The sequence below is a fragment of the Frankia sp. Mgl5 genome, from assembly GCF_023242985.1.
GTDB lineage: Bacteria > Actinomycetota > Actinomycetes > Frankiales > Frankiaceae > Parafrankia > Parafrankia soli.
This window is the reverse complement of sequence record NZ_JALKFY010000654.1, coordinates 3,706-14,255: the sequence shown is the minus strand read 5'-3', so window position 1 is coordinate 14,255 and position 10,550 is coordinate 3,706. Positions and strand designations below refer to the sequence as shown.

Sequence of the window (10,550 nt, the reverse complement as noted above, 5' to 3'; positions counted from 1 at the left end):
TTTGCCCCCCCCCGCCCCCGCGCCCCCCGGGGGGGCCCGGGCCCGACGGGCGGGTCAGGACCGTCTGTGCCGACGGTAGATCGCCGGTGCCGGGCCCGGCGACGGAGCTGGCCCGTCAGTTCGTCCGGGGGCTAACCGCACCGTTGCCTGCGAGCGCCTGGTAACGCCTGGTCATGCCGCCTCGCCTCTCGGTGAGGCACCCCCGGTCTGACCCGCTCGCGCGGTGCCGGGTTCCCGCTTCACAGCCACCCGCCCAGCAAGCTGGGTCTTACCGGTCGGCTCCACGGGCGTTTTCCGTCTCCGACGTACTGGCGGCGACGAGGTGACGCAGGTTGACCGCGGCGTTCAGGTCGCGGTCGCCGGTGAGCACGCCCATCGCCTCGTGGACCTTGACCCGGCCGATGCGGGGCAGCTTCGCCTGTAGATCGCTGGCCGGGCCGTAGACGCCGGTGTCGTGTACCGGAACGAGTCGCGGGCCTTGCCCCGCTTCTTGAACCGGGGGAAACCGGCCCGCTTCCCCGGGCGGGAATCAGTGAAGTTCTTCAACCCGCGGGCGAGCTGGTCCAGGCCGGAGGAGTACGCCTCCTTCGAGCACTCCGACCACCACGGGGCGGCCTCGTTCTTCGCCGCGTTCCACGCAAGCCGCAACGCGGGCAGCGTCCACGGGACCGGGGTGAGCAGGTCCCCGGTCAGGCCGTAGGACTGCTCCGCCTCCCGCTGCGACAGGGCGGCTTTCACCCGGGCCAGACCCCAGTTGAACACGAACCGGCCGCCCCGGCATGTCTACACGGAGATCCGCGAGCTGGGCGTCGTTCGGGTCGAGCGCGAACCGGTCGCCTGGAGAACCTTCACGGCACGTCCCCGGTAGCGGCGGCCACCGCCCGGGCGGCCCGGTCCGCGGCGGTCCGGCGGCCATAGAGCCGGGCGCACATCAACGTCAGGATCTCCGTCATATCCCGGACGACGTCGTCGTCCACCTCGACCGGATCGACGACGAGAAGTCTGCGACCCGACGCGGCAAGCGCCGCCTCGACAGAGTCGGCGCCGAACCCGGCGAACCCGTCACGACGCTCGACGATGATCGTCGTCACCGCCGGGTCGCGCAGCAGGGCGAGGAACTTCCGCCGGTGGCCGTCGAGTGCCGACCCGACCTCGGTCACCACCCGCCCGACCGGGATGCCCCGCTCTCCAGCCCACGTCGTGACCCGGGCGATCTGCCGGTCAAGATCGGGCTTCTGGTCGGCGGACGACACCCGGGCATACACCACAGCCAGATCAACCGGGGCCGGGACGGCGGGCTGCTCGACGAGAATCAGCCCCCCGACCCGGCGGGCCGGGACCGGCAACTTGCCCTCAAGGAACCATTGGCGCGCGGTGGAATACCCGACCCCGTTCGCAGCCGCCCACTCCTTGAGATTCATACCACCACCATACAGCGCTACTCGACGCTATCTAGCGCTCAATTAACAACAGGTTTCAATCCCCCCCGGTCGCGATGATCATGTGCCATGGCGGGAGAGGACGGCGGGGCACCGGGACAGGACGGCGACACACGACGGCGGAGGGGCCGGAGCCGGCGGGGAGGGTTCAGAGGCGGCGGGCGAAGTGGAACGACGGGATGATGTAGCCGTTGCGCAGATAGAGGCGGTGGGCCTCGTGGCGGTGCGTACCGGCGTCCAGGTGGATCTGCGCGCAGCCCAGGCGCTTCGCCTCCCGTTCGACCCAGGCGAGCAGCCGGGTGGCGTGCCCGCGCCCGCGCATGCCGGGCATCGTCGTCAGGTCGTCCACTAGCAGGTGCCGGCCGTAGGCGAGCGAGCTGCTCTCCCGGAAGCCGACGGCCGCCACAACCCTCCCGGTCTCGCCGTCCCACGACCCCACCAGGCGGTACCCCTGCGGACGCTGCACCTCGTTCACCAGCTTGACGAACCCGGTCGAGGTCAGATGAGGACGCAGCTGCCGCATGGGATCGAAAGCCAGCCAGGTGCGTTCGGCCTCCAGCTCCTCTATCTTCACATTACGCATTGTTACAGCTCGATGGCGTGATGTGTGGACGGCGCTGTGTGGACGGCGTACATCCCGCCGGGTGCGGCGCCCGAGACTCGGCACTCGTCCGGTGGCTCGGACACGCCGCCCGGGCCGAAAACGCCTCGCGAACTGTCGGACCCCCCCGCTAGGGTCCCCAGCGCGACCGGGAGATCGGCGCCGGTCACGCGGGCCCGCCCACACCGGACGGGCGTACACAGAGAGACCCCAGGATGCCTTCAGGAGCAGCGTTGTCGACGGCCGACCCACACTGTCCCGACTCACCCCGTCCCGGCGCAGACGGCCCGGCGCCGGTCGGCGGGGGCGGCCCGGTGCTGAACGGTCCGCGGCTGTGCCTGCGGCCGCTGACCGTCGAGGCGCTGGGAGCGCTGCTCGGCGGCGACCGCGCGGGCGCGCAGCGGGCCACCGGGGCGGTCTTCCCCGACCCGCTGGCGGCTCCCCCGCTGGAGGAGGGCGCACTCACCCGGACGCGCGACCGCCTGGCGGCCAGCCCGGCCGAGCTGGGCTGGTGGGCCTGGCTCGCCGTCGACCGTGCCACCGGGGCCGCGGTCGGGTCGCCGGCGCTGTCCGGCCCGCCCGACGCGGACGGCACCGTAGAGCTCGGCTACGCCACCTACCCCGAGTTCGCCGGGCGCGGGTACGCGGTCGAGGGCGGGCGGCTGCTGCTCGACTGGGTGTTCGAGGACCCGCGAGTCCGGCGGGTGCTCGCCGTCGTCCCGCCGGCGCACGACGCGTCGGTCAGCGTCGCGCGCCGGCTGGGCCTGTCGGTGATCGGCCGGGCGCACGACGAGGAGGCCGGCGAGCTGCTCCTGCTGGAACGCGCACGGGCGGACCAGCCCACCGGCCCGTCCGTCCGCCACTGACCGGCGCCAACCGCTGCCGACCGCCGCGGGCGCGATCGGTCAGACAACCTCGATTCGGTCAGACGGCCTCGATCGGGGTCAGACGGCTTCGATCGGTCGGACGGCCTCGCCGAGGGTGTCCGCCGGCGTCTGCGCGCCGGTCAGGCGGGCCGCGACGAACTCCACCACGGCGCGGACGAACACCAGCCGGTTCGCGCGCTCGGCGACCTCGTGGCCCTCGCCCTCGAAGAGCAGGTACTCGCACGGGATCCCGCGGGCCCGGGCCGCGGCGACGGTCTGCTCGGCCTCGCACACGGGGACGTTGGTGTCGTTGGCCCCGTGCACGACCAGCAGCGGGGCCGCGAGCGCGTCCATCCGGTGCAGCGGCGACAGCGCCCGCAGCAGGTCACGATCGGTGGCCGGGTCGCCGTACTTGGTGACCGCCGGCGCGGCGATCCACGGTTCGGTGTGCCGGTAGAAGGTCTCCAGGTCGGCCATCCCGCACACGTCGACGCCGACGGCGAACAGCTCGGGGTGGCAGACCAGCGCGGCCAGCGTCAGGTACCCGCCGTAGGAACGGCCGGCCACGCCGATGTGGCCCGGCGCGGCCAGGTCCTCGGTGACCAGGTGGTTCACGGCACTCGCGACGTCTGCGATCCCGGCGAAGCGGCCGGCCAGGTGGTCTGCCTCCTCGAACGACCGGCCGAACCCGGTGGAGCCGCGCACGTTCGGCGCGAACACGGCGATGCCGCGGGCGAGCAGCGCGTGGAAGAGCGGGTTGAGGACGGGGCGATCCTGCGCCTCCGGGCCGCCGTGGAAGTAGAGCAGGGTGGGCACCGGCCCCGGGGCCACCCGCGGGCGGTACCACCAGCCGGTGAGCTCCAGCCCGTCGTGCGCGAGGAACCGGCGCGCGATCGGGCGGACGAACCGGTAGCCCACGTCCTCCGTCCCGCCGGGCACCTCGGGCACCCCCGCCGTGCCCGGGCCCGGCCCCGTGCCTGGGCCCGGGGTGTGCGTCCCGCTCGCGGCCACGGCCGTGATCTCGACGGTGGGGTACGCCGTCGGCGTGTGCGAGACCAGGCAGCGGTAGGCCGGCACGCCGCTGTCCGAGGTGCCCGCCGAGGTGCCGTCCGGGGCGTCCGACGCGGTGCCGGGCGGAATGTCCGCCGCGGTGCCGGTCAGGTCGCAGGTCCACACCTCGCTGGGGGCGGTGGAGCCGTCCAGCGCCAGGAGCAGGCTCGCCCCGCCGGGCCCGGGGAGCAGGCCGGTGACCACCTCGCGCGGCAGCGGCGGCAGGGCCCGCGACGTCCCGTCGTCCAGGCTGTGGACGGCGAGCTCGGTGCGCCCGCCGACGTTCCAGCCGAGCACGGCCGTGGCCGGGTCGAGGAGGAGGAAGCGCTCCAGGTCCGCGTCGTCCCGGCCGGCCAGCGGTCGGGTCGGCCCCGGCCGGCCGTGCGGGTCCAGGGGCACCTCGAGCAGGCCCGGCCGCTCGCGGCCCAGGTCGCAGGCGAGCAGGGCACGCGAGGCGTCCGCGGCGAAGGTGCCTGAGACGGCCGTGGCGGTGCCGCCCGCGACCTCGAACGCCTCGGTCGCGACCCCTCCGGCGGTCCCCCCGCTGCCGGCCACTCCGCCGGCCATCTCGTCGTTGAGCGGGAACGCCTCGAGCAGGGCGGCGGCCGGTGCCAGCGGGTCGGGCGCGTCCACCCGGGCCACCAGCACGCGCCGGGCGCCCCGCGGGCCCTCCCGCAGGAGCAGCAGCCACCGGTCGGCGGTCTCGTGGACGGCGCAGACCTGCAGGGCCAGCCCCACCGCGAGGTGGCGGCGGTGGCCGGCCGGGTCGACGGCGACCGCGTGGGTCAGCCCGGAGCGGGCCGACTCGGTGACCACGAGCAGCCGGCCGCCCGCCGCCCACCGGGAGACCGTGGCCGCGCACGCCTCCACGGCTCCCGCCGTGCCGGGCCGGACGCCACCGGCCAGCCGGTGCGCCGCCGTGCCGTCCGGGCGGACAAGGTGGACCTCGGTGTGCTCCCCGCCGCCCGGGGCCACGGTGATCGCGATCCAGGCGCCGTCCGGGGACCACAGCGCCGACCGGACGTGCGCCGGGCCGGTGTCGAGGACCCGCTCCGTCCCGTCGGCCGCGCGGACCCACAGGGCCGGGCGCCCGGTGGCGTCCCCGACGAAGGCGATCGAGCCGTCCGGGCCGGGTGCGGGCCCGCGCACGCTCGGCGGCGCGGCCCACTCGTCCACCAGGTCCCGCGGTGCCGGGAGCGGCGGCTCGGCCGCTCCCGGGACCGGCGAGTCCACCGGTTGGACCGGGACGGCACCGGCCGGCAGGGCGCCAGCCGGTGCCGTGGTGGTCTCAGACCGCGCCGCGGCGGTCCGGGACGGGATGCCGGTGAGCGCCGACTCGACCGGACGGATCATTCACACCCCCTGTGTCTGCAGCCACATCTCGAGCAGGGCGGCCTGCCAGAGCGCGTTCGCCCCGAGCGTCGTGCGGTTCGAGTTCGGGTCGGCGAGCATCTCGTCGACCCAGTCCTTGCGGAACAGCCCGCGGCCCCGGGCGACCGGGTCGGTCAGCGCGTCGGCGACCCGGGCGAGGAACGGGCCGTCGAGGTGGCGGATCGCCGGCACCGGGAAGTACCCCTTCGGCCGGTCGATGACGTCCACCGGCATCAGCGGCCGGCTGAGGTCCTTGAGCACGCCCTTGCCGCCGGAGGCGAGCTTCAGCTCGGGCGGGCACGCGGCGGCGAGCTCGACGAGTTCGTGGTCGAGGAAGGGCGTGCGGGCCTCCAGGCCGGCCGCCATCGTCATGTTGTCGACCCGCTTCACCGGGTCGTCGACCAGCATCACCGTGGAGTCGATGCGCAGCGCGGCGTCGACCGAGGTCTCGGCGCCGGGCTCGGCGAACCGCTCGGCGACGAAGTGCCGACTGGCGTCGCCCTCGATGAGGTGGTGCGGCTCGACCATCGCCGGCAGCTCGGCGTGCGGCCGGTCGGCGAACACCCGCAGGTAGGCGTCGACGGCGTCGCCGCGCGGGACGGTCGCCAGCGGCGGGTACCAGGAGTAGCCGGCGAAGACCTCGTCCGCGCCCTGGCCGGACTGCACGACCTTGACGTGCCGGGCCACCTCCTGCGAGAGCAGGTAGAACGCGACGCAGTCGTGGCTGACCATCGGCTCGCTCATCGCGGCGACGGCCGCGTCGATCGCCGGCAGCAGCCGGTCGCCGGGGACGCGGATCTGGTGGTGGTCGGTGCCGAAGCGGCGGGCGATGATGTCCGAGTAGTGGAACTCGTCGCCGGACTCGCCGCCGGCGGCCTCGAAGCCGACGCTGAACGTGGCGAGGTCACGCTGGCCGGCCTCGGCGAGCAGCGCGACGATGAGGCTGGAGTCCAGGCCGCCGGAGAGCAGCACCCCGACCGGGACGTCGGCGACCATGCGCCGGCGCACGGCGGTGCGCAGCCGCTCGCCGATCGCGTCCCGCCAGTCGTCCGCCGTCCAGGAGGCGTACTCCTCCTGACGGGTGGAGTCGGGCCGCCAGTAGACCTCGTCGCGGGTCGTGCCGTCCGCCTCGACGGTCCGGATGGTGGCCTGCGGCAGCTTGCGCACGCCGGTCAGGATCGTGTGCGGCGGCGGGACCACCGAGTGGAACGACAGGTAGTGGTGGAAGGCGACCAGGTCGATGTCGGAGGACACCCCGCCGCCGGCGAGCAGCGCCGGCAGGGTCGAGGCGAACCGCAGGCGGTGCGGGTCGCGCGTCACGTAGAGCGGCTTGATCCCGAGCCGGTCGCGGACGAGGACGAGCCGGCCGGTGTCGCGCTCGTACACGGCGAAGGCGAACATGCCGGCGAAGTGGTCGACGCACCGGGGGCCCCAGTGGTGGTACGCCTTGAGGATCACCTCGGTGTCGGAGGTGGAGAAGAAGCGGTAGCCGGCGTCGACGAGCCGGTCGCGCAGCTCCTGGTAGTTGTAGATGCAACCGTTGAACACCGCGGTGAGACCGAGCGCGGTGTCGACCATGGGCTGGGCGCCCCGCTCCGACAGATCAATGATCTTCAGCCGACGGTGGCCGAACGCCACCGGGCCGGTGGCCCACAGGCCGACCCCGTCCGGGCCCCGCGCCTCCATGGCGGCGGTCATCCGCCCCACCGCGGCGACGTCCGCCTCACGGCCGTCGAACCTCAGCTCCCCGCTCAGCCCGCACATGGTCCAGCTCCCGTCGATCGGTTGGTCAGACGGCCGTTCTTCCCCTCCTCGACGACGTCCGCCCACCCGGTTCCGGGGACCCGCCGGGACCGACGGGGCGAATGCCCCGCGATGACGACGGGTGGCGCGGTGCCATGCCGAGGACCACATTCGACGGCCAAGGTTTCACCACAATGACAAGGATGTTGCGGTGCGCGACAGCGCCGGTCGCGGAACCTGCCAATCCGCCACCAACCGCCACAACCGGCTACACCCGCGTGCCCGGCGGCCCGCCGCCGCCCGCTCGCACGCCGACGCGTGCCCGCACGGCGGATGCCGCCAGAACGCCGACGGCCGGCAGCCCAGGGGACCGCCGGCCGTCGGGCACGCTCAGGGACGCAGCAGCCAGGTGTCCTTCGACCCACCGCCCCGGGACGAGTTGACGATCAGGCTGCCCGGCGGCGCGACCCGGCTCAGGGCGGCCGGCGCGACCACCGCCGTCTCGCGGCCGGCGTAGACGAAGGCCCGCAGATCGACCGCGCACGGCTGGAGCTCACCGTCGACCCAGGTGGGATGGGTCGACAGGGCGACCATCTCCTGGCCGATCCAGCCACGCGGGTCGGCCAGGATCCGCTCGCGGACCTCGGTCAGCTCGAACGGCTCGGCCTGCGGGCCGATCACCACCCCGGAGCCGCCGTAGCCGTCCACCGGCTTCACGACGAGCTGCTCGAGGTGCTCCAGGACGTGCGCGCACTGCTCCTGGTCACCGCACACATAGGTCGGGACGTCGTCGAGCAGCGGCTGCTCACCCAGGTAGTAGGTGATCATCCGGGAGACGTAGGCGTAGACGACCTTGTCGTCGGCGACCCCGTTGCCCAGCGCGTTCGCCAGCGCGAGCGTGCCGGCCCGCACCGCGCGCAGCAGCCCGGGGCCCAGTGGCAGCCCGTCAGCGCCCGGCAGCCCCGTCAGCTCGTCCTCGTCCACCCGCCGGTAGAGGACGTCGATCCGGCGCCGCCGCCCGCCGTCGACGGCGTAGAGCACGTCGTCGTCGACCAGGATGTCGGCCGGGGTCAGCAGCGGCACCCCCATCTCCTCGGCGAGGAAGGTGTGCTCGTAGTAGGCGGAGTCCTCCTCGCCGACGGTGAGGACGGCGACGGCGGGCTCGCCGCGCACCGCCGGCGGGGCGGCCGCGACCAGCGCCTCGTGCAGCAGCGCCGGCACCGCGTCCACCCCCAGGATGGCGCCGGGCGGGTTGAGCTCGGGCAGCGCCGACCGGGTCAGCCGCCGGCCCTCGATCGCGTAGGCGATCCCGGACGGCACCCGCAGGTTGTCCTCCAGCACGAGCCACTTGCCGTCGGCGCCGCGGACGAGGTCGATGCCCGCCACCGTCACCCGCACGCCGCCGGAGCGCGGCGACCCGTCCCCGGAGAGGACCCGACCGGAGTGGCGCAGCCCCGGCGAGTCGTTCACCAGCCAGGCCGGGATCACCCCGTCGGCGACCGCGGCGCGCTCGGAGTAGGTGTCGCGCAGGAACGCCTCCAGTGCCCGCACGCGCTGGGTGAGCCCGGCCTGCAGGCGCTCCCAGTCGCCCGCGGTGACGACCCGCGGAACCAGGTCGAACGGGAACGGGCGCCGCTCGGTCTCGCCGTTCACCCGGAACACCACGCCGCGCTCGACCTGCTCGGACTGCATGGCCTCGCCGCGCTCGGCGAGCACCGCCGGGCCGAGGCGGTCCAGGGTGCGCACCACGCCGCGGTAGTGCGGCCGGACGCCACCGCCCTCGGCGATGACCTCGTCGAACCCGGACGGCTGGTAGCGGTCCAGCAGCGGCGGCAGCGCTGCCACCGCGCCCACCGACGGGATGGTGCCCGGCGGGTGGACCGCCGACGCCGGCGACTCGCGCGTCTCGGCCAGCACGAGGTCCGCGACGTCGGTCAGCAGCCCGCGGCGGGCGAAAGCCCGGCGCTGGCGGGACGCGGCGCTGCCCCGCCCCACCGCCGCCTCGGCCAGGTCACGCACCAGGTCCCAGTCCCCGACCTTCTCCAGGTCGGGACGGACCTCGGTGAGCAGCCGGCGCAGCAGCTCCTCGGCCGGCACACTGCCGGTGCCCGACAGGTCCACGAGGTCGCCCTCGATGCCGGAGCGGGCCGCCCGCCAGGTCGCCGCGCGCAGCAGCTCGGCACGTGGCGGCGGAGCCGGTGCGCCCGCCTCGACCGCCTCGATCGCCCGGCACACCAGCGCCCGGAACAGGCCGGCGATCAGGATGACGTTGTCGACGTCCGGGCAGGCGTCGCAGATGCGCAGCTCGACGGTGGGCAGGTGCGCGGACGGCCGGACGTCGAAGTAGACCATGCCCGGGTCGCTGATGACGCCGGACTTCACCAGGTCCGCCACGAGCTGGTCGTACTCGGCGGCGGTGCGGAACGGCCCGGCCACGCCGGCGGTCGGCCAGCGCTGCCAGACCATCGTCCGCATGCTCGCGTAGCCGCTGTCGGCACCGCGCCAGAACGGCGAGCTCGCCGACAGCGCCAGCAGCATCGGCAGCCAGGGGGCCACCCAAGCGGTGACGGCCATCGCCAGGTCGCGGTCGGCGACGTCGACGTGGACCTGGGCGCCGCAGATGAGCTGCTCGCGCGCGAGGAGCTGGTACTCCTCGGTCATCTGGATGTAGCGCGCGTCCCGCGAGACGTCGAGGACGGACATGTCGACGATCGGCACCGTTCCCGCCGCGGCGGGGCCGAGGCCCAGCGGCTCGGCGACCGCGGCGAGGCGGCGGCGCAGGTCGAGCAGGTCCGCCCGGAGGTCGGAGAGGTCGGTACAGGGCCGGCTGTTGGTTTCGACCACGGAGCGCAGCAGCTCCGGGGAGAACTGGTCGTCGGGGAGGCCGCGCAGAATCTCCTCCGCGCGGGGTACCAGCTGCCTGGTAGCGAGATCGAGAATGTGGAATTCTTCTTCAACACCGACGGCCGCGATCCGCGCGTCGCTCATGAATACCTACACTAGACCCGAGGGGTTACGGCGATATGTCCTGAGTGTGTCACAGGTCGCCGTGAATCGGAATTCTTCGGGAGCGGTCTCCGATGGTGCCGCGCCCGGCACGGAAATCGCCCGCGCCGCGGCCGCGCCGCCGTCCTCGATGTTCACGTCGGCTCCGTACCTCATCCTGCGCGGTCGGCCGCGCATGGCGGTTCCATGCGGGCCGAATCCGCGGACGGCCACCGCTCACGCGGCCGGGGCCGGGAGCGGGCAACGCCCTGCGCGCCGGCCGGAGCACGCGTCCACCCCTGGGCCGGCATCGCTGTGGTACCCACAGGGAACCTGTTAAAACCGTGATGAAACACCCATGGGCAGCACGTCCTGCCTGCTCGCGGCGCATGTTCCGGGCGGCCGGGGGGGCCCCCCGCCGCCCCCCCCCCCCCCGGTGCGCCCGGGGGACCGCCGCCCACAATACAACGCCCCCGGCGGCGCCCCGGGGCAGCC

General features: G+C 74.2%; 7 protein-coding genes. 1 reads left to right on the top strand and 6 read right to left on the bottom strand.

Going from position 1 to position 10,550, the window contains the following annotated elements:
• Nucleotides 1-345 precede the first annotated feature (345 nt).
• The 3 genes from MXD62_RS21490 to MXD62_RS21480 all read right to left on the bottom strand — a co-directional run bounded on the left by MXD62_RS21490 (nucleotide 346) and on the right by MXD62_RS21480 (nucleotide 2,013).
• The gene (locus MXD62_RS21490; protein ID WP_248831291.1) at nucleotides 346-762 is read right to left on the bottom strand and encodes a hypothetical protein; all 417 of its coding nucleotides are present in this window, start codon (nucleotides 760-762) and stop codon (nucleotides 346-348) included.
• 86 nt (nucleotides 763-848) lie between these two features.
• Nucleotides 849-1,421 carry an IS607 family transposase gene (locus MXD62_RS21485; RefSeq protein ID WP_248831290.1) on the bottom strand — a complete coding sequence of 191 codons (573 nt, stop codon included), beginning with the start codon at nucleotides 1,419-1,421 and terminating at the stop codon, nucleotides 849-851.
• 166 nt (nucleotides 1,422-1,587) lie between these two features.
• A complete protein-coding gene (locus MXD62_RS21480; RefSeq protein ID WP_041255763.1) occupies nucleotides 1,588-2,013 on the bottom strand; it encodes a GNAT family N-acetyltransferase in 426 nt (141 codons plus the stop codon).
• Nucleotides 2,014-2,354: 341 nt separating this feature from the next.
• Here MXD62_RS21480 and MXD62_RS21475 point away from each other — a divergent pair, with 341 nt between their 5' ends.
• Nucleotides 2,355-2,906: a GNAT family N-acetyltransferase gene (locus MXD62_RS21475; RefSeq protein WP_248831289.1), complete on the top strand. Its 552-nt coding sequence runs from the start codon at nucleotides 2,355-2,357 to the stop codon at nucleotides 2,904-2,906.
• A gap of 78 nt (nucleotides 2,907-2,984) precedes the next feature.
• Here the strand turns inward: MXD62_RS21475 and MXD62_RS21470 are convergent, their stop codons facing one another.
• The 3 genes from MXD62_RS21470 to MXD62_RS21460 form a co-directional block, all read right to left on the bottom strand.
• Complete coding sequence (locus MXD62_RS21470; protein WP_248831288.1) at nucleotides 2,985-5,309, bottom strand: prolyl oligopeptidase family serine peptidase; 2,325 nt, start codon at nucleotides 5,307-5,309, stop codon at nucleotides 2,985-2,987.
• The gene (locus MXD62_RS21465) at nucleotides 5,310-7,091 is read right to left on the bottom strand and encodes an N-acetylglutaminylglutamine amidotransferase (RefSeq protein ID WP_248831287.1); all 1,782 of its coding nucleotides are present in this window, start codon (nucleotides 7,089-7,091) and stop codon (nucleotides 5,310-5,312) included.
• 369 nt (nucleotides 7,092-7,460) lie between these two features.
• A complete protein-coding gene (locus MXD62_RS21460; RefSeq protein ID WP_248831286.1) occupies nucleotides 7,461-10,058 on the bottom strand; it encodes a carboxylate--amine ligase/circularly permuted type 2 ATP-grasp protein in 2,598 nt (865 codons plus the stop codon).
• Nucleotides 10,059-10,550: the final 492 nt, after the last annotated feature.

Excerpts from the sequence above, each read along its gene's own strand:
- MXD62_RS21465 (WP_248831287.1), bottom strand. The coding sequence starts at position 7,091 with ATGTGCGGGCTGAGCGGGGAGCTGAGGTTCGACGGCCGTGAGGCGGAC.
- MXD62_RS21470 (WP_248831288.1), bottom strand. The coding sequence starts at position 5,309 with ATGATCCGTCCGGTCGAGTCGGCGCTCACCGGCATCCCGTCCCGGACC.
- MXD62_RS21485 (WP_248831290.1), bottom strand. The coding sequence starts at position 1,421 with ATGAATCTCAAGGAGTGGGCGGCTGCGAACGGGGTCGGGTATTCCACC.
- MXD62_RS21460 (WP_248831286.1), bottom strand. The coding sequence starts at position 10,058 with ATGAGCGACGCGCGGATCGCGGCCGTCGGTGTTGAAGAAGAATTCCAC.